Genomic DNA, 21042 nt, shown 5'->3' with positions numbered 1-21042 from the left:
CACAGTCGATGCCCTGTGGAAGGCCGTCGGATCAATCTGCGAACTCTACCATCCAGACGAATGCTGGAACTACCTCAAGGCAGCAGGATACGTTGCAGATTAAACGCACGACGCTCTAGGGCGGGAATCACTCCGTTCCCCTGCCTCGTCATTGCGAGCGCAGCGAAGCAATCCAGAGCGCAAATGCGTTACGCTCTGGATTGCTTCGCTGCGCTCGCAATGACGAACAAAAGGGTTGGCAGGCGGCGGCAGAGTCCAACCGCACAGCAAGCCACACCCCAAAGAAAAGGCCGCCCCGGTTTCCCGAGGCGGCCCCTTCATCCGGCGTGGAGTTGCCGCCGGGAGTTTAGAACTTCACGGTGCCCTGGATGAACACCTGACGGCCGCGATTCACGGTGAAGACTTCGTCATCACCGATCGGGAGGCCATTGCCCGGGCCGGCGAGGAACGGACGTCCGCCCGACGTGTTGACGAAGATCTTGTCGGTGATGTTGTTGCCGATCAGCGCCAGCCTCCACTTGCCATCGGGCGCGCCGACCGAGATCGAGGCGTCGACAGTCGCATAGGCAGGCTGCTGGTAGTCGGTGACATTCTCCTGCCGGGTATAGTACTTGCCGCTGTAGGCAACGTTGCCCGAGAGACCGAGTTCCAGCGCATCGCTCAGCGGTGCGGTGTAGTCGAAGGCGAGGTTGCCGGCGAATTCCGGAGCACGTGCTGCGCGGCGGCCATTGATGTTGGGATCGTCGGCGGTGCCCAGCACGCCGTCGGGACCCGTGCCGGTAAAGAAGTCCCTGGTGAACTTCGCATCGGTGTAGGCGAGCGAACCGGTGAAGCGCAGACCATCTACCGGCGGACGCCAGCTGAAGTCGACGTCGATGCCCTTCGTAGTGAGCTGGCCGGCGTTGGTGGTCACGAACTGGATCGTGGTCGCGTTGAAGTTCTGCACCTGCAGATCGTTGAACACGTAGTAGTAGGCCGTGGCGTTGAACGTGATCGTGCGGTTCGCGAGCTGCGACTTGAAGCCGATTTCGCCGCCCTTGCTGGTTTCCGACTTGAAGATGAGGCCGTTTGCAGCGGCCTGGAACTTGTCGGGCTTGAGGAAGTCGGCGAGGTTGCTCGAAGGCAGCGCGCTGTTGTCGATGCCGCCCGACTTGTAGCCGGTCTTGAACGCGGCATAGATGTTGAAATCGGGATTGACCTTGTAGCGGAGCGTCACTTCCGGCGACCAGTTCGTATCCTTGAAATTGATCGGCGGCGTGGCGAAACCGCTCTTCACGAAGCCGAACACCGTCGACAAGAACGTGTGCATGTAAGGAATGACGATCGTGTTGACCTTGTCTTCCTTCGTGTAGCGAACACCGCCGGTCAGCTCGAGCTGCTCGGTGATGTCATAGGTCGCACTGCCGAACAGCGAATAGGTGTTCGTCTTCGTGCGGTGCCGCTTGAAGTAGTCGAACGTATTGCCGGTCACCGGATCGGGGAACAGCAGCGAGGCGTTGAAGGCCTGCTGCGAGGTGTTGAACTTGATCACGCGGCTTTCGTAGAATGCACCGAGCGAGAAGTTGATCGGGCCATCGTAGCTGCTGACAAGGCGCAGTTCCTGCGTGAACTGGGCAGTCTTGTTGACGGGATCGCTGCCGCCGACGCCTTGGGGCGAGCCCACGGTGTTGACCGCATCGAGCGCGGGGGCAGAGAACGGCCCGAGCGCGGCGAGGACAAGCGGCAGCCCGCTCGGACGGAACGCCTTGCCCACGCCGAGGTAGCTGTAGGAATCGTAATCGATCGCGTTGAGGTTCATGTAACCCGTGGTCGAAACCAGCTTCAGGTTGTCACCGAGCTTCGCGTCCATCTTCAGACGCGTGAAGAACAGGTCCGTCTGGCCGAAGGGATGACCGGGATAGCGACCGCCGGCAGCGCCGCTACCTTCGGGGAACTTGCCCACCAGCGCCGGCGAAGGATCGGACGTGGTGACGTACTTGTCAAAGGGATTGCAATCCGCGTTCGATGGAATGGCAATCGCGTTCGGCCCGAGGAATGAGAATAGCACGACTTCATCCGCGCGGCCGTTCTTGCCGCAGGAAATGTCGGCGGTGCCGATCGCGCCGTCATTGGTGTTGCGGGTGTAGGTCGCCTTGAGGTTGGCAGTGAAGTCGTTGGTCGGCTCCCACTGCAGGGTGATCCGGCCGACGAAATCGGTCAGGCCGCGATTGCGCAGCTTGGCCGGGGTCGTCGGGTTGATCTTCACGTATTCCTTCACGTCATTGTACTGGCCGGCGATGCGGATGCCGAGCGTGTCGCTGACCGGACCCGAGATGTAGCCGCTGACGAGGTAGCCCTTTTCCTCGAACTCATAGTTTGCGCTGGCGCCGTACTGCCAGGTCTTGGTCGGGTCTGCAGAGCGGATCTGCAGCACGCCCGCCGAGGCGCTCTTGCCGAAGTAGAGCGACTGCGGGCCCTTGAGCACGTCGATCTGCGCCGGATCGGCAAAACCTGCCTGCAGCAGGCGGTTGGTCGAAACCTGCACGCCGTCGAAGTCGAGCGCGACAGCGCTGTCGAACGCGGCGGAGATGTTGGACGAGCCGACGCCGCGCAAGCTGATCTGCGCGCCGGCGCCCGAGCCGCCGATCTGGACGTTGAGCGTGGGGATGCGGCTGACGATGTCGGCGGGCTTGGTTACGTTGTACTTGGCGAGAGTGCCCGCGCTGATCGCGGTGATCGTCAGCGGAACGTTCTGCAGCGATTCCGCGTCGCGGCGGGCGAACACGGTGATTTCCTCGTTCGTCGCCGGTGCTTCGGCAGCAGCCGCGCCGTCAGCCGGCGCAGCATCTGCCGCATACGCCAGACCCGGCATCGCCAGCGACGTCGCCGCAGCGCCTGCGCAGAGCGCAAAGCGGAACGCCGCGCCAAATGTCCTTAACCCCATAGCAATCCTCCCAACTTGCCGCGGGTGCCTATCTTGCTGTTTTTGCTTGATTTTGCACCCACAATCCCGATCACTAGGCTAGGGTGCGGGGGGCGAACAGCAACTATCAAAAAGGGTGACGGAGTGCCGCTTTTTGTGCGCAGTGTGGCTGCAAAAACGCACGGATTCCGTAGCGGCAAGCATGGATCCGTAGCGGCCTTGCGGAACCGCCTTGCGAAGTCTTTCATCGGCGCACAAGCGGGCCCTCTCCCCGCCAGGGGAAAGGGCCCGCGATAGTTTGCCTAGCGGCTCTTCGGCGGGGTTTCGCTATCCAGCCAGCGGTTCAGCTTCGCGTGAAAATCGCGGATCTTGCTTTCCTGATAGCTCGCGAAAATCACCTCGCCCTTGGGATGATTGTGCAGCCCCTTCTGCACTGCGGCGTGGTTGAGCCCGTCCTGGTTGAAGATCTTGTTCAGATAGCTGCCGAATTCGGTCGCCTTGGTGTAGTCGTCCTCGAGATCGAGGAAGGTGCACTTGGCCGGCGCGGGCCGCTCGGCGCCTTCGGGCACCTGCACCATGTACATGACCTCGTGCAGTGATTGCTCTGGATTGTCTCCATCCGGGCGGAAACGGTAGAAGATCGGGTTGAAATCCGCCCACGGGTGGAGGTTGGGGAACACCGAGTAGAAGATCGCGTCGATCATGTCGGCGTCGCTGAACTGGTCGATCGCATCGCCCCATTGTGGGCGCATCAGTTCGCGGCGATCGCGCGCAGCATCGGCGCGGAAGGCTTCGGTCGAGGCCGAGGCAAAGCGGGTCGGCATGTTTTCCTCGCCCGGTGCGATCTTGCCGCCGATCCAGTTGCACATGTGCGCGTCCGCGCTGACGACTTCGCCTTCGATGTGCGCGCCGGTCATGTCGAACAGGCCGGTCTTGCCATCGGGGCGGGTAACTTCGACGCGGTTCTCCTCGATCCGGCGATAGACGTGGCCCGAAAGCGGATGGCGGAAGCTGGTGAAGGCCTGGCCTTCGGGAAAGGCGCTCGGATCCGGCGCATCGAGGTCGGTGTGCGCGCTCGGCGGCCCGGAGGCCGACATCGCGCGGCTGATGTTCGGCCAGACGTCGTACTTGGAGCCGGTATCGAGGAACATCGGCAGAAGTTCCGGGTGCGTGCCGACGACGTGGTAGGATTCCATGAAGGCTTCCTGCGCCACCTTCCAGTTGCAGGGCAGGCGCTTCACCATGTGCGCGGCCTTGTAACGGCGCTTGAACGGCAGCGAGAAGTGGCGGTCGATATCGCCGAGGAAATCGGCGAGCGGCTCGGCATTCGGGTCCGGATTGATGAACACGAAGCCGCCCCAGTGGCCGACCGAGACGGCGGGTAGGGAGTACTCATCTTCGGTGACCGAGGGGAAATCCCAGTGGCTGGGCACTTCCTTTAGCTTGCCATCAAGGTGCCATGACCAGCCGTGGAACGGGCAGCGCAGCACCTTGAGGCCCTTCTTGTGCGCCTCGCACAATTGGCGGCCGCGGTGGAGGCAGGCGTTGGGGAAGGCCTTGACCGCGCCGGGGCCGTCACCGGGTGCATTGCGCACGAGGATGAAGGAGAGGCCGGCAATCTCGTAGACATGCGTGTCGCCGACATTGGGAATGTCGTCTTCATGGCAGGCCATCTGCCACACACGCTTCCACAGCCGCTCGACCTCGCGCTCGTGCTCTTCCTTGCTCCAGTAGCGGTGCGTGGCGACCTTGGTGACGCCGCCGGGATAGGGCGAATCCTCGAGGTAGACGGCCGGCGGCGGCACCGTGTCCGCCCTGATCACGTCGTTGTAGGTCACCCCCGCAGTGCGGTCGTGCCCGGTCTTGGTTTCCACCATTTGTCCGCTCTCCCTTGGACTTGGGCGGCAGTCTACGCCTGCGGGGAAGGCGGACCATTCATCATTTTGAGGGGGCCCTTGGCCATGCCGCTCGCCGCAACGAGATAGAAGAACGCGGCCGGAATGGCGAAGGCGGTGCTTACGCCGATAAGTGCCCAGGTCAGCGCCTGGGGGCCGAATGTCGGGGTGAGGCTGGTACTGGCATAGCCGATCAGGAACAGGCCGAGTGCCTGCCCGATCAGATTGTTGAAGATCATCGCAACGGCCATCGCCATTGCTCGTTCATCAGGTCGGACGGCGAGCTGGATCAGCGAAACCGTTGGCGCCTGTGCGATGAGGAACACGAGGTAGCCGCAGGAGAACAGGCCAAGAAAGGTCCAGAAATGCGTGCTCTGCAGCGCCATGAAGTAGATCGGCAGGCAGCCCAGCGTGGCGATGGCGGGGAGCCATGCGCGCCATCGCGCGTCTCGCTGGACGAGCCAGTCGGTGAGGTAGCCGCCGAGCAGCGGACCTGGAATGCCGCCCAGCACGAATGCAAGACCAAGGTAGAAGCCGACATCGGCGGTGCTGACGCGAAACTCGCGCAGCATAATCGCGGCCAGCCAGGTGGCAAAGCCGTAACCTGTGACGATCATGCAGCCGAACGCCATCGAGCCTGCAAGGAACACGCGGTTGGCGCAGAGGGCGCGAATGCCGGCGAACCATGCAATCAGCCCTTCGGCGACGCTCACCTTGGCCGGGATCGGACGGCCGCCGGGTTCCTTCACTGTCAGGAAAACGAACACGGCGAAGAGAATGCCCGGTATGCCCAGCAGCAGGAAGGTCATCCGCCAGCCAACCGCATGGGCAAGCACGCCGCCAAGGATCAACCCCGCCGCTGTGCCAAGCGTGGGGCCGAGGAAGTAGATGCCCATAGCGCGGCCAAGCTCATGGCCCTTGAACGTCTGCGTGAGGAGTGACGTGCCGGCAGGGCCGCTACCCGATTCGCCGATGCCCACGCCCATTCGCGCGAGGAAGAAGGTCCAGAAACCCGTCGCCATCCCGCACAGCGCGGTCATCAGACTCCACGAGGCAATCGAGAGCGCAATGATCAGCGGGCGGCTCATCCGGTCGGCGAGCCAGGCAATGGGCAGGCCGCAGACGACGTAAAGCACCGTGAAGGCAAAACCGGTGATGAGGCCAATCTGCGTGTCGGTGAGCGCAAAGGCGTGCTTGATATCCTCGATCATGATCGAGAGGATCAGCCGGTCGGCGATGTTGAGCATCCCGCCGAAGGTGATCACGGCGAGCACGAAATGGCGGTAGTGGCGATGCTCTCCCAAGACGCCGGCTCCCTTGTTATGGCACAGGGCTAGGCATTCGCGGGGCCGGGGGCGACTAACACAAAGGGGGAGGGGCGGCAGAGGCTGCCTAGTATTTTCAATGATCGTCGGTCCGGTGAATTGGTGCCACGATACCGGCCATGACAGGATACGGCGCTGCCGGTCCGCCTTTGCGGGAAAGGCTTTATGACCCAATTGCTTGAGCCCATCGCTCCGAACCTGTGGACCAACGAGGCTGAGCCGGCGCTGATCGGCGGACGGCTCCCCAATGGCAAGATCGTGTTTCCCTACCCGAGCGGCGATGCGGCCGAGGGCGTCGAGCCCTGGCGCCTTTCGCGCAAGGGCACACTGTGGTCGTGGACCCGTCAGGACTTCCAGCCCAAGGAACCCTTCGAGGGGCCGGAGCCGTTCCAGCCCTACCTCCTCGGCTATGTCGAGCTCCCCGGTGAGGTGATCGTCGAGACGCGGATCGTCGATTGCGTGCTCGAGGATCTGAAGCTCGGCATGCCGATGGAATTCGTGGTCGCGCCGTTTGATTCGACTCGTTCGACTTATGCGTTTCGTCCGGAGAAAGCGTGATGGAAGATGTCTATATCATCGGGGCTGGCATTCACCCCTTCGGCCGCACTGACGGGCGTTCGGGCCGCGATCAGGGCGTATTCGCGGTGCGGCAGGCGATGGCCGATGCCGGGATCGAATGGACCGACGTGGGCTGCGCCTATGGCGGCTCGGCAGCTGCGGGCAGCGCTGACATCATGGTCAACGAGCTCGGCCTTACCGGCCTGCCGTTCATCAACGTCGCCAACGGCTGCGCCACAGGCGGCTCTGCGCTGGCTTCGGCGCGCAACGCCATCGCGGCGGGCGAGTTTGACGTTGCTCTGGCGGTCGGTTTCGACAAGCACCCGCGCGGCGCGTTCAACGCCAAGCCCAAGGATTATGGCCTTCCTGAATGGTACGGCCAGACCGGCATGATGCTGACGACGCAGTTTTTCGCGCTCAAGATCCAGCGCTACATGCAGCTCTATGGCATCAGCCGCGAGACCTTGGGCCGCGTCGCTGAAAAGGCCTTCCGCAACGGCGTCCATGCCGATCACGCCTGGCGGCGCTCGCCGGTCGATCTGGAAACCATCCTGAACTCGCCGATGGTCAACGATCCGCTGACCAAATACATGTTCTGTGCGCCGGCCGAAGGCGCAGTGGCGCTGATCCTCGCGAGCGGCAAGAAGGTACGCGAACTTGGCGCCGATGCAGTGAAGATTGCCAGCGTCGCGGTGCGCACGCGCCCGCCCGGCTCGTTCGAGGTGTTTGCACCTTCGGTCGATATCGAGAATGGCGGCAAGCCCACGATCCTCGCCTCGAAGGCGGCGTTCGAGCAGGCGGGCATCGGGCCGGAGGACATTTCGGTCGCCCAGCTGCAGGATACCGAATCCGGCGCCGAGATCATGCACATGGCCGAAAACGGCTTCTGCAAGGATGGCGATCAGGAGCAGTGGCTGCGCGAGGGCCGCACCGAAATCACCGGCAAGCTCCCGGTCAACACCGATGGCGGCTGCCTTGCCTGCGGTGAACCGATCGGCGCATCGGGCCTGCGGCAGGTCTATGAGAACACCGTTCAACTGCGCGGACGCGGCGGCGGGCGGCAGGTGCCGAACAATCCGAAGGCCGCCTACAGCCACGTTTACGGCGCACCCGGCCTGTCCGGCGTCTGCATCCTGGAGCGCTGACCTGTGGGGAAGATGACCGGCAGGGTCGCCCTCATTTCGGGCGGCGCGGAAGGGATCGGTGGCACGGTTGCGGAGCTGTTCGTGGCCGAAGGTGGCAGCGTGATGCTGGGCGACCTCCAGCTCAACAAGGCCAAGGCCCATGCCGCCGCGCTCGGCCCGAATGCCGATGCGGTGCAGCTTGATGTGCGCGATCTGGCGCAGTGGGAAGCGGCGGTGGCGGCAACCTTGGCGCGCTTCGGCAAGCTGACGACACTGTGCAACATCGCCGGCATTTCCGAACCCGGCAACACCGTCGATGTCGATCTCGACAGCTGGCACCGCCACATCGATATCAACCTCACCGGCTCCTTCTACGGCTGCCGTGCCGCGATCCCGGCGCTGGCGGCATCCGGCGAGAACGCCACCATCGTCAATATCGGCTCGATGCTGGCGCACCGCGCTTCGGGGGGCATGGCGGCCTATTGCGCCTCCAAGGCGGGCGTGACGCACCTGACCCGGGCAGTGGCGCTCGATTGCGCCGAGCGGGGGCTGAAGATCCGCGCCAACACCGTGCATCCGGGCGCGATCCGCACCCCGATGTACAACCGCTACCTCAACGCCGGCGGGGCAACCCCTGAGCAGATCGAAGCGGTGATGGCCTCCGCCCACCCGATGGGCCGCGTGGGCGAGCCCGATGAAGTGGCGCGGGCGATCCTGTTCCTGTCCTGCGAGGATTCGAGCTTCACCAGCGGGACCGACCTCAATGTCGATGGGGCCAGCGCGATCCGGAGCTGAGCCCGCCTATTCCGGCTGCACCGGCCAAAGAGCTGGGCGGCCTCACCAAAGGAGAGATGCGAAATGGCACTGGTATCCGTCGTGGGCGCAACCGGCCGGCAGGGGCTGGCACAGGTGCGCCAGCTTGTCGCTGCTGGGCATCAGGTCCGCGCGCTTTCCCGCAATGAGAAGCCCGATCTCGGGCCGACCAACGCCGATATCGAAACCCGCGTCATCGATCTCTACGATCGCTCGACCTACACCAAGGCGCTCGAGGGCTCGGACGCGGTGTTCTACAACCATCCGCTGCAGCTCCGGGATTCCCGCGCCGAACTCGCCGGCTGGATCGGTGAGGCGGCCAAGGAAGTCGACGCCAAGCGCTTCGTCTGGAACACCTCGAGCTGGATTCCGGACAAGCCCGGCGATGCCTTCACCTATGCCGGCAACACCGCAGGCATCAACGCGCTGTTCCGGTCGGGCGTGCCGGCCACCGTGTTCGGCTCGGTGCTGTTCATGGACAACCTGCTGACGAACTGGGCGCGGCCATTCATCGTCCACGAGAAGCGCTACGTCTATCCGCACAAGCCCACGCTGGGCGCGAACTGGATCAGCCTCGATGACGTCGCCAAGATCATGATCCACGCGATGGATCGGCCGGACATGGAAGGCACCTGGATGAACATCGGCGGGCCGGAGCGGCTTCTGCCGCCGCAGGTCGCGCAGATCCTCTCTGATCACTTCGGCCATACGATCAAGTACGACCCCTGCACGCCCGAGGAATTCGGCGATCTGCTGGTGGCCGCGCTGGGCGATTCGATGCCTGAGGCGGAGCGCAAGCCGTTCTCGGCGGGCATCGCGGCGTTCTACAACTACAACAACAACGCGCCGACCAAGCCATTCGAGGTGAACACCGAGGCGATGATGGAGCGCCTGCCGGGGATCGAGCTCGAAACGCTGGCGCAGTGGGTCGCGCGGCAAGACTGGTCCGACACCGCGCATCGCCCTTCGGCGGGGTGATCTTCCGCTGAATGTCCTGACCGGCCGCTCTCGATTGCGGCCAGCAGGGTATGGACAACAAACCGGCGCGGTGCGACCAACCGCGCCGGTTTTTTGTTTGCGAATGAGGCGTTTCATGCGGTTGCTCGGAATTTCGGCATTGGCTCTGGCATTCGCCCTGAGCACGGCGGCGCTCGCAGCAGATAAGCCTGCGGAAGCTGGCAAGCCCGCTGAAGCGGCAAAGGCGGCGCCCGCCGCACTGTTCGAGCCCGAAGAGGTTTCGAGCGAAGGCTCAGTCACCGTGCGGGGGAGCCGGATCGACTACAAGGCAGTGGCAGGCACGCTTGTCGTGCATCCCAAAGGCTGGGACGACGCAGCGAAGCCCAAGGCGGATGCGACAGGCGATGAAGCCCCGGCCGAAGCCTCGATGTTCTACACCGCCTATTTCAAGAAGGGTGCACCCGCCGCGGATCGCCCGATCCTGTTCGTGTTCAACGGCGGCCCCGGTTCCTCAACCGTCTGGCTCCACATGGGCGCCTTCGGCCCGCGCCGGGTGGTGACGGCGGATGGCAGCCATACGCCGCCTGCGCCCTATAAGGTCGTCGACAATGGCGAGAGCCCGCTTGATGTGGCGGACCTCGTGTTCATCGATGCACCGGGCGCGGGGTTCAGCCGGATCGCGGGCAAGGACAAAGACAAGGCGTTCTACGGTATCGATCAGGACGTCTATGCCTTTGCCGAGTTCATCAAGCAGTTCCTCGGCAAATACCAGCGCTGGAATTCGCCGCGCTACCTCTTCGGCGAAAGCTACGGCACGCCGCGCGCGGTTGCGCTGGCGGCGCGGCTGCAGAATGCGGATTCAGCCGATCTCAACGGGATCATGCTGCTTTCGACGACGCTGGCGTTCGATTTCTGGGCCGATGCGCCGCAACGGAACCCCGGCAACGACCTGCCCTACATCGTCACGCTGCCGACTTATGCGGCGACAGCGTGGTATCACAACCGCGTGCCCGGCGGCCGCCCGGCGCAGCTTGAGCCGTTCCTTGCCGAGGCCGAGCGTTTTGCGACCGGCGACTATGCCGCCGCGCTGATCGAGGGGAACGACCTTCCGGCGGATCGCAAGCAGGCGATGGCCGAGAAGTTGGCGCGCTATACCGGTCTCACCCCGGCCTACATCCTGCGCGCGAACCTCAGGGTCAATCTCGGCCAGTTCAACCGCAACCTGATGGACGAGACCGGGCAGACCGTCGGCCGGCTCGATACCCGCTTCGCCGGCCCGAGCCTCGACGTGCTGAGCCGCGAGGCAGACTATGATCCGCAGTCCACGGCGATCAGTTCGGCCTATGTCTCGGCCTTCAACGATTATGCGCGGGGGACTTTGCGCTACGGTGCGGGCAAGGCCTTCAAGCTCTTCGCCAATGTCGGCGACTGGGACCTGAAGCACACGCCGCCGGACGCATCCGCACCCGTGGAAGGCGCGGCCAACGTGCTGCCCGATCTTGCCTTTGCGATGAAGACCAATCCTTCGCTGCGCGTACTGGTGCTGGGCGGGTACTACGACACCGCAACGCCTTACTTCGAAGGCCGCTTCCAGATGCGGCACTTGCCCGTTCCGGAAAACCTGCGCGCGAACATCTCGTACAAGTATTATCCGTCAGGTCACATGGTCTACGCGCACGAGGATTCACTGAAGGCGCTGCACGATGATGTTGCTGCCTTCGTGAAGGCGCGCGGGAACTAGCCGGCGTTCGCCGCCAGCCAGCGCCGCGTCGCCTCCGCAACCGCCTTCGCGCGCTCGCCGGGATTGGGGAAGCCATCGCGCAGCGCCTTGGAACGCAGTTCGATGCTGAGCGGGATGCCAGGCGGGAGCGCTGCATACATCGCCGCGAGCGGCAGCGCGCCTTCGCCGCATTGTTCGCGCAGGTCGATGGCGTCCTCGATGATCGCCGCAAAATTGGCGGGATCCGGGCGCTTGGCTGGTGCGTCGCAGAACTGGGCATAGGGCAGCAGCTCGCGCGGGACCTTTGCCAGATCAGCGACCGGGCTCAGCGAGCGGTCGACGTGGATCGGATCGATCAGCAGCGCGCGCAGCGGGTGGCCGACCTGATCCAGCACGCCGAGCGCCATTGCGAGCGTCTTCACCTCGGTGAAAATCCCGAACTCCAGCGCCACACGCATCCCCGAGCCTTCGGCATAGACGCAAAGTTCGTGAAGGCGCGCGGCGGTCTGGCCCATGTCGGGATCGGAGGAGACGCAGAGCACGTTCCGCGCGCCCAGCTCCGCGCCGACATCGATGACCTTCTTGTGCAGGGCAATGTCGCTGCCGGGCTGAATCCATATCACCTCGACATCGAGCAGCGGGAGGCCGGTATCCGCCAGCGCGGCGCGGGCCTCGCCGGTCTGGGCTTGCGTCCACGTCGCGGGATCGACCCAGAGCCCGACCTGATCGAAGCCGCCAACCTCAGCCGCGCGGATGGTTTCGACGGGGCCGAATTCGGGGACGACGCCCGAGGCGAGGCTGATCGGGTTCATCAGATGGAACTGCCGCCGTCGATGCGGAATTCGGCGCCGGTGGTGAAGGTGGATTCGTCGGAGGCGAGGTAGACCGCGATGGCGGCGATTTCCTCTGGCGTCCCGATGCGGCCGATCGGGTGGACGGCGACCCAACCGGCGTAGACTTCATCCGGATTGGGGACCTGCGCCAGCACCTTGTCGAGGATCGGCGTCCGGATCACGCCGGGGTGGATCGAGTTGCAGCGGATGCCGTAGCCGCTCTTGCCGCAGTGCGCGGCAATCGACTTGGTCATGTGCGCCACGGCGGCTTTGGCGCCGTTGTAGGCGACGAGATCGGCGTTGGCGCGGATGCCAGCGAGCGAGGACATGTTGATGATCGAGCCGCCAGCTGCCTTCATCTTCGCCACGGCATATTTGCAGCCAAGGAACACGCCCACGACGTCGATCTCGAACTCGTGGCGGAACTGCTCGAGCGTGACCTGCTCGATATTGCCCGCCGTGGTGATGCCGGCATTGTTGATCACGCAGTCGAGCGTCTTGATGCTGTCCACCGCAGCGGCCCAATCAGCTTCCTGGGTCACATCAAGGTGCACGTAGCGGGCCTTGTCTCCCAGTTCGGCGGCAAGCGCTTCGCCGCCCGCGTCATCGATATCGGCGATCACGACGCTGGCTCCTTCGGCCACGAAGCGTTTTGCCATTGCGGCCCCAAGCCCCGATGAGCCGCCGGTGATTAGGGCGGTCTTGCCGTTCAGTCGCATCAAGTTCTCTCCCGTAATTCTGTTTGCTTTTCAGACATTCGCCGGATCGACGCGTTCCCAGTCGTGGTACGCCTGCCGCCGCACGATAATCCATTTGCCGTCGCGCTTCTCGAACCGGTCGCAATAGCGCCCTGCAACGATCCAATCTGTCGCCTTGCCGCCCGTCGGCACCGGAGTACCCTCCGGATGGCCCGCCTCGATCAGGTGATAGGCGACGAAGTTTGCCTCGGTTTCCGCGCTCAGGCCATCCTCGGCGAAGGCAAAGTGGACATTGCCGACGGTGTGGTGCGTCGCCGGGATGGTGCTCAGCACGGCGCTTGCCATCCGCACGAAATCGTCCGCAGAACCCTCGATGCTGGCGTGCTTGTGGACATGGTCATCGGCAAAGCACGAACGCACTAGCGGCCAGTCACGCCGGTCGATGCCCTTGCAGTAGCGGTGGAGCAGATCGCGGATCTCTTCGCGCGCCGAGAGCTCGTCGATCGTCAGTCCCACGGCTCACCCCTCTCTTTTGCTAGTAACGTCTGCCTAGCATCCGGGGTGAATTGGTGGGAACTTGCATAATTGAGAGGAACGCCGCGTTATGGGCAGGCTAGCCGGAAAAGTCGCAATCATCACGGGCGCCGCAAAGGGCCTCGGCGAAGCGGATGCGCGGATGTTCGTGCGCGAAGGCGCGCGGGTGATCCTCACCGATGTGGATAGTGCGAATGGCGAGCGTGTCGCTGCCGAGCTGGGCGAAATGGCTGAGTATCGCCATCTCGATGTGCGGCACGATGCCGAATGGCGCGCGCTGGTCGACGATGTCGTCGCGCGGCACGGCAAGCTCGATATTCTCGTCAACAACGCCGGCGTCGTCGAACTCGGCGATATCGAGACGCAGACCGAGAAGGACTACCGCTTCATCATGGCGGTGAGCGCGGACGGCACCTGGTTCGGCTGTCAGCACGCGGTGCGCGTGATGAAGGAAAACAATGGTGGTGCTGGGGGTGGCTCGATCATCAACATGGCCTCGATCGCTTCGGTCCAGGGTGAGAGCGCAGTGGCCGCTTATTGCGCAGCAAAAGGTGCGGTCGAAGGGCTGACCCGCGCTGTCGCTGTGCACTGCGCGCGGCAGGGCTACAACATCCGCTGCAACTCGATCCACCCGGCGGGCATCCTCACCCCGATGGTGATCGAAGTCGGCCGGCAGGCGGCGCTGATGCGCGGGGCGGAGGAAGCGCTCAATGGCGGCCCGATCACCAAGCTCGGCGAACCTGACGACATTGCCTACACGGTGGTGTTCCTCGCCTCGGACGAAAGCAAGTTCATCAACGGCGCGGCGATCCGTGTGGATGACGCGAAATCGGTGATCGCAGGCAACGCCTGACATCGCCTGAGAAAGGGAGTTCCGGCCATGATGGACCAGCAGACGGTCGATACGATCAAGCGGCTGATGGAATGGGAAGCCGCCCGCACCGCGCTGCCCGAAGGCTTCCCGCCGCTGCCGGACATGCCGGCCGGGCGCTACACGAGCCAGGAGTATTACGACCTCGAGCAGCAGTATATCTGGAAGAAGAGCTGGCTGTTTGCCGCTCACCTCGATGAAGTGCCCGAGCCGGGCAGCTTCATGCAGTGGGACAATGCCGGCCAGCCGCTGATCATCGTCCACGGCATGGATGGCGTTGTCCGCGCCTTCTACAACACCTGCCGCCACCGCGGCGCGCCGGTCGTCACTGTCCAGAGCGGGCGCAGCCCCCGCCTGATGTGCGGCTATCACAACTGGACCTACAAGACCGACGGCGAGCTTGTCGGCATTCCGGAATCGCAGGATTTCGGGAGCAATTTCGACAAGTCGTGCCGCAGCCTGATCGGCGTGCGCTGCGAGATGTATGGCAAGCTGATCTTCGTGAATCTCGACGACAATGCAATCAGCCTGCGCGACTGGATGGGCCCGCTGTGGGACGAATGGGCGGAGTTCGGCTTCGACCGGATGCGGCTCGCCGCCCGCCAGTCGTTCGATCTCAAGTGCAACTGGAAAGTGGCGATGGAGGCCAACATGGAAGTCTACCATGTGCCCTTCATCCATGCCGAGACTGTGGCACCACTCGTCGATCACAAGCGCAATGTGAACACGATCTTCCCCGGCGGCCACGCGCGCATGATCGCGCCGCCGCCGAAGAACACCAACCGCGAGCATGTGCGCGCGATCGACAATCCGCCGGAGTGGCAATCGGTGGAGACCGTGGGCGAGCTGGGGCGCACCACCACGCAGAGCTATACGATGTTCCCCAACTGGGTCTCGCCGCTGTCCAACTTCTTCATTCCGCCGCTGATCTTCTGGCCAACCTCGCTGAACACCACCCGTCTCGAGTTGATCACCATGGCGCTCGACTGGGGTGACGGGCCCGTGCCCGACTTGTGGACAGAGCCTGACGACTCAATTGAAGGTGGGGGCGGTCGCAGGATGAATGCGATCATCCAGGAAGACACCCAGTTCGGCGAGGCAATCCAGAAGTCGATGGAAAGCGACGGCTTCAAGTCTGTGCCGCTTAGCTATCAGGAAGCGCGCATCTACAGCTTCCACCAGACCTGCGACAAGATGATCGGGCTGGACCGGGTGCCGCCGCACCTCGCGGTGGAGCAGGTCATCGGCCAGGACTGGGTCTGGCCAAATGATCCACGCGTTGCCCAGATGGAACGGCAGGTCGAGACGGCATGAGCATTCTGGAAGGGTTCCGCATCGACGGGCAGGTCGCGGTCGTCACCGGCGCGGGCAAGGGGATCGGGCGGGCCATTGCCATTGCCCTCGCCGAGGCAGGCGCGGACGTCGCACTCGGCGCGCGCACAGCGGCGGATATCGAGGCGGTGGCAGAGGAAATCCGCGCACGCGGACGCCGCGCGCTGGCCGTGCCGACCGATGCGACCGCGATGGCTGCGCTCGAGAACCTCGCAGCGCGAGCGGCCGCAGAGCTCGGGCCGGTCGGCATCTGGGTCAGCAACGCGGGCGGCATTCCAGATGGCAATCCGCGCTATCTGACGAAGACGACCGAGGAAAGTTGGGATGCGCAAGTCGATCTCAACCTCAAGGCGGTGTGGATGGGTGCCGTGGTTGCAGCCAAAGCCATGGGCGAGGGCGGTGGCGTCATCCTCAATACCTCCTCGCGCGCCGCGTTCGGCCCTCAGGTGAAGAACGGGCCGTACGCGGCTGCCAAGGCCGGGGTGAACAGCCTGACGCAGACCCTTTCGCGCGAACTCGCCCCGAAGATTCGCGTCAATGCCGTCGCGCCCGGGCCGATCCCGACCGAGAACTTCAACGCCTGCATGCGCACCGACGACGAAGCGCGCCGCGAAGCGCTGCGCGAAATGATCGGCATACCGCTACAACGCTTCGGCCGTGAGGAGGATATCGCGGCGGCTGCGCTCTACCTTGTTTCACCGGCTTCCAGCTGGGTGACGGGGCAGTGCCTCTATGTCGCCGGAGGGCTCTGAAGTGAGCGAGGCCTGCGACGTCCTGATCATCGGCGCGGGCGCGGCTGGCATGGCGGCGGCGCTTTCGGCGCATGCGGCGGGTGCGGCCGTCACGCTGGTCGAGAAAGGCGAGCGTCTCGGCGGCACGGCGGCGGTTTCAGGCGGGATTATCTGGGCGGCGAACAACCCGCGCATGCAGGCGGTCGGGATGGCCGACAGCGAGGAAGAAGCGCTCGCCTATTTCGGCAGCCTCGATCATGGCGAGATGGAGCCGGAGGTCCTCGGCGCCTTCGTGCGCGAAGCGCCGGGTGCGCTGGCCTTTCTCGAGGAGGCGGGGGCGCTCGAAGTCAGCATCCTCCCCGGCTATCCCGACTATTACCTCGACCGCCCCGGCGCAAAGCCCGAGGGCGGGCGCGCGCTGGACAACGAACTGTTCGATTTCACCACGCTCGGGCCATGGGCGGAGAAGGTGTTCAGCGATGGCGTGATCCAGCGGATGATGCTGCGCGAAACGCCGCTTGGCGGCAGTAGCGGTTTCGTCGATCCGGCGGAATTGAAACGCCGCGCCGAGGCGGACTTGCGTGGGTTCGGTCAGGCAATGGTCGGACGGCTCCTCGCAGCATGTCTGGCGCGTGGGATCGAGCCGCAGCTCGCGATGAAGGCGGAGCGGCTGATTATCGAAGGGGGGCGGGTTGCCGGCGTGGAGTTTGCCGGCGGGCGCAGCATACGTGCCGCACGCGGCGTAATTCTCGCGACCGGCGGGTTCGAGTGGAACGCAGCCCTCAGGAAGACCTTCCTGCGCGGGCCGCTCGATATGCCGGCCTCACCTCCGGGGAATACGGGCGATGGCCTGAAGCTCGCGATGTCGGTCGGCGCGGGGCTGGGCAACATGACCTCCGCGTGGTGGGTGCCGACGCTCTCCATCGGCGGCGCGTATTGGCCGGGCGGCGAGCAGCGCGCTGCGCCGGTGCTTATCGAACGCACCTTGCCGCACAGCCTAATGGTCAACCGCGCCGGCAAGCGTTTCTGCAACGAGGCGATCAACTATTCCTCGCTCGCCGGGGCCTTCCACCAGTTTGATCCGGCGAGCTACGATTATCCCAACAATCCGGCGTGGCTGGTGTTCGATGCGCAATACCGCGCGCGCTATCCGATCGGGCCGGTGATGCCCTTCGATGCCCTGCCGGACTGGGTTCTCACAGGCGATACGCTGGAAGATCTGGCGGCGAAGATCGATGTCGATGCTGCACAATTGCTGCAGACGGTGGAGCGCTTCAACGCTCATGCTGCGAATGCCGAAGACCCCGATTTCAGCCGCGGTATTAGCACTTACGATCACTTCTACGGCGACCGGTCGCGGCCCGGCGCAGCGGCCACTCTCGGTCCGCTGACGCAGGGGCCGTTCCATGCGGTTCAGCTGAAACTCGGCGCCCTCGGCACCAACGGCGGGGCGCGGACCAATGCGGCGGCGCAGGTGCTCGATGTTAGCGGCGAACCTATCCCCGGGCTCTACGGCGCGGGCAATGTAATCGCCTGCCCCACCGGCAGCGTCTACGCCGGCGCGGGTGGCACCTTGGGCCCGGCGCTCACATTCGGATGCATCGCTGGGCGGACGGCCGCGCGGCTCGCCAATCAATAAGGAAATCAAGATGACACGCATTCTGGTGCTGGGCGCGACGGGCGACCAGGGGCATCCGCTGCTGACCCGGCTCGTTGCGGCTGGGATGACTCCGGTCGCCGGGCTGCGCAATCCCAAGGCGCTCGCGGGAACCGAGTTCGCCGATGTGGAGACCGTGGCGGCGGATATCTACGACGAAGCCTCGATGATCGCGGCCGCGCAGGGCATGGATGCCATCGCCGCGCACCTGCCCTTCGTGTTCGACCGCGATCTGGCGCAGAAGATGGGCGCAAACATTGCGGCCGCGGGCAAGGCGAACGGCGTGAAGCGCATTGTCTTCCACACCAGCTGCCACATTGCTGACGAGGATATCGGCAGCCCGGCGATGGACGGGCGCCGCGATATCATCAAGGCCATCGCCGGCAGCGGCTGCGAATGGGCCATTATCGAATCGCGCGTGTTCATGGACAACATGATCCGCAGCTGGAACAAGCCCGGCATCGTGAACAAGGGCGTCTTCGCTTATCCGGCGAAGCCTGACCTCAAGATCTCGTGGATCTGCCTCGATGACGTCGCGGCCTTCATGGTCGAGGCGCTCGCCAACCCTGATCTCCCCAGCGGCCGCTACAAGGTGGGTGGCCCCGAGGCACTGGTGGGCGACGAGGTTGCGGCGATCCTGAGCCGGGTTTCGGGCAAGCCCATCACGTTCAAGAGCCTGACGCCGGATGACTTTGCTTCGGCGATGAGCCTGCTGGTCACGGGATCGCCGGATGTGAAGCCGGCCTCGATCTACGACGGCATGGCCCAGTTCTACCGGTGGTACAACGCGCAGACGGTGTCGCCCTTGATGGTCCGCCCCGAGGAAATGGCGCGGCACTTCAAGCACAAGCCAGCCAGCCTTGCCGAATGGGCCGGGCGGCAGGACTGGAACGATCCGCGTGATCCGGCGCTCGCGACCCGGCTGGCGGGGATGGCGGGCTAGTTCCTGCCCTTTGGGGCTCATTCAATTCGGTAGGTCCGGATGCTCGGCACTGCCGCTAGTCTTGCCTTCAAGACAAACCTTCCGGGAGATTCCGTGTGACCGATACCCGCCAATGGCTGCTCAATGGACACCCCCGCGGCCGTCCGATCAACGATGACGACCTCAAGCTGGTGACGACCTCGCTGCCCGAACCCGGGCCGGGCCAGATGCTGCTGAAGACGCACTACCTTGGCTTCGATCCAGCGCAGAAGGGCTGGATGGAAAACATCGCGGACTACGTCGCGCCGATGGCCATCGGTGATGTCATGCGCGGCTCGGGCATTACCGAAGTAGTCGCCAGCAATGCCGGCAAATTCCCCGTCGGCACCATGCTCTCGGGCTCGATCGTGTGGAGCGAATACCTGATCCACGATGGCGAGGGGCTGATCCCCTGCATGCCCGATCTGCCGCCGACGGCGATGCTCTCGATCCTCGGCACCACGGGCGTTACCGCCTATTGCGGCCTCTTCAAGGTGGGTGAGCCGGTTGCTGGCGACGTTGTCGTCGTCTCGGGTGCGGCGGGCGCGACGGGCTCGATCGTCGGCCAGCTCGCCAAGATTGCCGGCTGCACCGTGATCGGCATCGCTGGTGGCCCGGAGAAGTGCGATTGGCTCGTCAAGGAAGCGGGCTATGACCACGCTATCGACTACAAGGCCGGGCCGATCCGCGGCCAGCTCAAGGAACTCGCGCCGCACGGCATCAACGTGATCTTCGACAACGTCGGCGGAAAGATCCTCAACGACATGCTCGCCCTGATCGCCACCAATGCGCGGGTGGTGATCTGCGGCGGCATCAGCCGCTACGAGACCGGCAATCTGCCGGCAGGCCCGGAAAACTACTTCAACCTCGTGTTCCGCCGCGCGCGGATGCAGGGCTTCATCGTGCTCGATTGGGCCAGCGAGTTCCCGGACATCCGCCGCCGGCTGGTCAAGTGGGTGAACGAGGGGCGTCTGGCCTACCGTGAGGACGTGCAGCACGGTTTCGAGAACGCACCTGCGACTTTGCAGAGGCTGTTTTCCGGTTCAAACAAGGGCAAGCAGCTGCTCAAGCTGTGATCACAAGGAGACAAAGCCATGGCGACCGTCGCGATTACCGGAGCCGCGCGCGGCATCGGGCTTGAACTTGCTGCGCAGCATGTTGCCGCCGGCGATACCGTCATTGCCCTCCCGCGAAAGGCCAGCGCCGCGTTGGAAGAGCTGGCCGCGTCATCGGGCGGCAAGTTGACGATCCACGCCTGCGATGTGGCGAGCGATGCCTCGGTGCGGGCGGCCGCAGCGGCGAGCGGGAACGCGCCCATCGACGTGCTCTACAACGTCGCCGGCGTGACCGGGCCGATGGCGAACGAGCTGGAGGGCGCCGACTGGGATGCGTGGAACGAGGCCTTTGCAATCATGGTCCAGGGCCCGCTGCGCGTGCTGCAGGCCTTCCTCCCTCGGCTTGGCGACGGGGCAAAGGTCATGAACATCACCAGCCAGCTCGGCGCGATGGCCTGGCCGATGGGCGGAATGTATTGCTATGCCTCGGCCAAGGCGGCGCTCAACCGGCTCATGCGATCGGTAGCGATCGACCTCAAGGGCAAGGGCATCATCATCGGCCTGATCCATCCCGGCTGGGTGCAGACGGACATGGGCGGGCCGCATGCGCAGATCACTGCCGAGGAAAGCGCGTCCGGCATCCGCAAGCTGGGGGCGGAATGGACGCTCGATGATACCGGCGCGTTCCGCAAGTGGAACGGTGAAACGCACGACTGGTAATGGCTGATAAGGGGGTCGACCTGCTTTTCGACGCGGTGTTCGAAGGCACCGTGATCGAATGGCGCGGTCCGGCCCCCTACCTTTTCGTCCCGGTACCCGAGGCACATCTGGCTGCATTGCGCCATGCGGCGCGGATTGCCAGCTATGGCTGGGGTGTCGTTCCCGTCACCGCGGAGATCGCGGGCATCCGCTTTGCGACATCGCTTTTTCCGCGTGACGGCGGCTACCTGCTGCCGGTCAAGCTGGCCGTTCAGCGAGCTGCCGCGGTCATGATCGGCAGTCCGGTAAATGTGCGGATCTCGGTGCAAGGCTAGCGCGTTGCGCAGACGGAAGAGTGTTCCGGCAGGTCTGTCGGT

The 21042-nt window shown here is 64.3% G+C and carries 19 protein-coding genes and 1 pseudogene; 14 read left to right on the top strand and 6 right to left on the bottom strand.

The window, feature by feature from the left end; translation table 11 throughout:
• Positions 1–103 (top strand): annotated as a pseudogene (locus tag Q0082_RS11850) (IS630 family transposase); the annotation flags it as partial.
• Positions 104–346: 243 nt separating this feature from the next.
• On the opposite strand, the gene Q0082_RS11845 reads toward Q0082_RS11850, so the two are convergent.
• The 3 genes from Q0082_RS11845 to Q0082_RS11835 form a co-directional block, all read right to left on the bottom strand.
• Positions 347–2923: a TonB-dependent receptor gene (locus Q0082_RS11845; protein ID WP_298192782.1), complete on the bottom strand. Its 2577-nt coding sequence runs from the start codon at positions 2921–2923 to the stop codon at positions 347–349.
• 281 nt (positions 2924–3204) lie between these two features.
• Positions 3205–4779 (bottom strand): aromatic ring-hydroxylating dioxygenase subunit alpha, encoded by a 1575-nt coding sequence (locus tag Q0082_RS11840; RefSeq protein ID WP_298192780.1) that lies wholly within the window; start codon positions 4777–4779, stop codon positions 3205–3207.
• A 32-nt stretch (positions 4780–4811) separates the two neighbouring features.
• A complete protein-coding gene (locus Q0082_RS11835; RefSeq protein WP_298192776.1) occupies positions 4812–6101 on the bottom strand; it encodes an MFS transporter in 1290 nt (429 codons plus the stop codon).
• 186 nt (positions 6102–6287) lie between these two features.
• Here Q0082_RS11835 and Q0082_RS11830 point away from each other — a divergent pair, with 186 nt between their 5' ends.
• The 5 genes from Q0082_RS11830 to Q0082_RS11810 all read left to right on the top strand — a co-directional run bounded on the left by Q0082_RS11830 (position 6288) and on the right by Q0082_RS11810 (position 11315).
• On the top strand, positions 6288–6680 hold the full coding sequence (locus Q0082_RS11830) for an OB-fold domain-containing protein (RefSeq protein ID WP_298192773.1): 393 nt from the start codon (positions 6288–6290) through the stop codon (positions 6678–6680).
• A complete protein-coding gene (locus tag Q0082_RS11825; protein ID WP_298192770.1) occupies positions 6677–7825 on the top strand; it encodes a thiolase family protein in 1149 nt (382 codons plus the stop codon). The genes Q0082_RS11830 and Q0082_RS11825 overlap by 4 nt, the downstream gene beginning before the upstream one ends.
• A 12-nt stretch (positions 7826–7837) precedes the next feature.
• Positions 7838–8599, top strand: a complete 762-nt coding sequence (locus Q0082_RS11820) for an SDR family oxidoreductase (protein WP_298192768.1) — start codon at positions 7838–7840, stop codon at positions 8597–8599.
• Between the two features lie 63 nt (positions 8600–8662).
• Entirely contained in the window at positions 8663–9595 is a 933-nt protein-coding gene (locus tag Q0082_RS11815) for an NmrA family NAD(P)-binding protein (protein ID WP_298192765.1), read from the top strand.
• A 139-nt stretch (positions 9596–9734) separates the two neighbouring features.
• Positions 9735–11315, top strand: coding sequence for a peptidase S10 (locus tag Q0082_RS11810; RefSeq protein WP_298192762.1), 1581 nt, complete (start codon positions 9735–9737; stop codon positions 11313–11315).
• Here the strand turns inward: Q0082_RS11810 and Q0082_RS11805 are convergent.
• Genes Q0082_RS11805 through Q0082_RS11795 form a run of 3 tightly spaced genes read right to left on the bottom strand, consistent with a single transcriptional unit; the run spans position 11312 to position 13341 of the window.
• A complete protein-coding gene (locus Q0082_RS11805) occupies positions 11312–12106 on the bottom strand; it encodes a TIM barrel protein (protein ID WP_298192760.1) in 795 nt (264 codons plus the stop codon). The two genes, Q0082_RS11810 and Q0082_RS11805, sit on opposite strands and share 4 nt — an antisense overlap.
• Positions 12106–12846 carry a glucose 1-dehydrogenase gene (locus Q0082_RS11800; RefSeq protein WP_298192758.1) on the bottom strand — a complete coding sequence of 247 codons (741 nt, stop codon included), beginning with the start codon at positions 12844–12846 and terminating at the stop codon, positions 12106–12108. Before Q0082_RS11800 ends, Q0082_RS11805 begins: the two co-directional genes overlap by 1 nt.
• A 30-nt stretch (positions 12847–12876) precedes the next feature.
• Complete coding sequence (locus tag Q0082_RS11795) at positions 12877–13341, bottom strand: nuclear transport factor 2 family protein (protein ID WP_298192755.1); 465 nt, start codon at positions 13339–13341, stop codon at positions 12877–12879.
• Positions 13342–13429: 88 nt separating this feature from the next.
• Between Q0082_RS11795 and Q0082_RS11790 the strand changes: the two genes are divergently transcribed.
• The 8 genes from Q0082_RS11790 (at position 13430) to Q0082_RS11755 (ending at position 21000) form a co-directional block, all read left to right on the top strand.
• Positions 13430–14212 (top strand): SDR family oxidoreductase, encoded by a 783-nt coding sequence (locus tag Q0082_RS11790; protein ID WP_298192752.1) that lies wholly within the window; start codon positions 13430–13432, stop codon positions 14210–14212.
• A 27-nt stretch (positions 14213–14239) separates the two neighbouring features.
• Entirely contained in the window at positions 14240–15544 is a 1305-nt protein-coding gene (locus Q0082_RS11785) for an aromatic ring-hydroxylating dioxygenase subunit alpha (RefSeq protein WP_298192750.1), read from the top strand.
• Positions 15541–16314 carry an SDR family oxidoreductase gene (locus Q0082_RS11780; RefSeq protein ID WP_298192747.1) on the top strand — a complete coding sequence of 258 codons (774 nt, stop codon included), beginning with the start codon at positions 15541–15543 and terminating at the stop codon, positions 16312–16314. Before Q0082_RS11785 ends, Q0082_RS11780 begins: the two co-directional genes overlap by 4 nt.
• A 1-nt stretch (position 16315) precedes the next feature.
• On the top strand, positions 16316–17932 hold the full coding sequence (locus tag Q0082_RS11775; RefSeq protein ID WP_298192744.1) for an FAD-dependent oxidoreductase: 1617 nt from the start codon (positions 16316–16318) through the stop codon (positions 17930–17932).
• 10 nt (positions 17933–17942) lie between these two features.
• The gene (locus Q0082_RS11770; protein ID WP_298192741.1) at positions 17943–18893 is read left to right on the top strand and encodes an NmrA family NAD(P)-binding protein; all 951 of its coding nucleotides are present in this window, start codon (positions 17943–17945) and stop codon (positions 18891–18893) included.
• Between the two features lie 95 nt (positions 18894–18988).
• On the top strand, positions 18989–19987 hold the full coding sequence (locus tag Q0082_RS11765; protein ID WP_298192739.1) for an NADP-dependent oxidoreductase: 999 nt from the start codon (positions 18989–18991) through the stop codon (positions 19985–19987).
• Between the two features lie 18 nt (positions 19988–20005).
• On the top strand, positions 20006–20686 hold the full coding sequence (locus Q0082_RS11760; protein WP_298192736.1) for an SDR family NAD(P)-dependent oxidoreductase: 681 nt from the start codon (positions 20006–20008) through the stop codon (positions 20684–20686).
• Entirely contained in the window at positions 20686–21000 is a 315-nt protein-coding gene (locus Q0082_RS11755; protein ID WP_298192733.1) for a DUF1905 domain-containing protein, read from the top strand. Before Q0082_RS11760 ends, Q0082_RS11755 begins: the two co-directional genes overlap by 1 nt.
• Positions 21001–21042: the final 42 nt, after the last annotated feature.

The sequence above is a fragment of the Novosphingobium sp. genome, assembly GCF_027489515.1.
In the GTDB taxonomy this organism is placed as follows: Bacteria; Pseudomonadota; Alphaproteobacteria; order Sphingomonadales; family Sphingomonadaceae; genus Novosphingobium.
The sequence above is the reverse complement of the archived record's forward strand: the minus strand, read 5'-3'. Positions and strand labels throughout refer to the sequence as shown.

What these genes read in the sequence shown, in the direction of transcription:
- Q0082_RS11815 (WP_298192765.1), top strand. Translation starts at nt 8,663, where the DNA reads ATGGCACTGGTATCCGTCGTGGGCGCAACCGGCCGGCAGGGGCTGGCA.
- Q0082_RS11790 (WP_298192752.1), top strand. Translation starts at nt 13,430, where the DNA reads ATGGGCAGGCTAGCCGGAAAAGTCGCAATCATCACGGGCGCCGCAAAG.
- Q0082_RS11770 (WP_298192741.1), top strand. Translation starts at nt 17,943, where the DNA reads ATGACACGCATTCTGGTGCTGGGCGCGACGGGCGACCAGGGGCATCCG.
- Q0082_RS11800 (WP_298192758.1), bottom strand. Translation starts at nt 12,846, where the DNA reads ATGCGACTGAACGGCAAGACCGCCCTAATCACCGGCGGCTCATCGGGG.
- Q0082_RS11845 (WP_298192782.1), bottom strand. Translation starts at nt 2,923, where the DNA reads ATGGGGTTAAGGACATTTGGCGCGGCGTTCCGCTTTGCGCTCTGCGCA.
- Q0082_RS11830 (WP_298192773.1), top strand. Translation starts at nt 6,288, where the DNA reads ATGACCCAATTGCTTGAGCCCATCGCTCCGAACCTGTGGACCAACGAG.
- Q0082_RS11840 (WP_298192780.1), bottom strand. Translation starts at nt 4,779, where the DNA reads ATGGTGGAAACCAAGACCGGGCACGACCGCACTGCGGGGGTGACCTAC.
- Q0082_RS11780 (WP_298192747.1), top strand. Translation starts at nt 15,541, where the DNA reads ATGAGCATTCTGGAAGGGTTCCGCATCGACGGGCAGGTCGCGGTCGTC.
- Q0082_RS11820 (WP_298192768.1), top strand. Translation starts at nt 7,838, where the DNA reads ATGACCGGCAGGGTCGCCCTCATTTCGGGCGGCGCGGAAGGGATCGGT.
- Q0082_RS11785 (WP_298192750.1), top strand. Translation starts at nt 14,240, where the DNA reads ATGATGGACCAGCAGACGGTCGATACGATCAAGCGGCTGATGGAATGG.
- Q0082_RS11755 (WP_298192733.1), top strand. Translation starts at nt 20,686, where the DNA reads ATGGCTGATAAGGGGGTCGACCTGCTTTTCGACGCGGTGTTCGAAGGC.
- Q0082_RS11760 (WP_298192736.1), top strand. Translation starts at nt 20,006, where the DNA reads ATGGCGACCGTCGCGATTACCGGAGCCGCGCGCGGCATCGGGCTTGAA.
- Q0082_RS11805 (WP_298192760.1), bottom strand. Translation starts at nt 12,106, where the DNA reads ATGAACCCGATCAGCCTCGCCTCGGGCGTCGTCCCCGAATTCGGCCCC.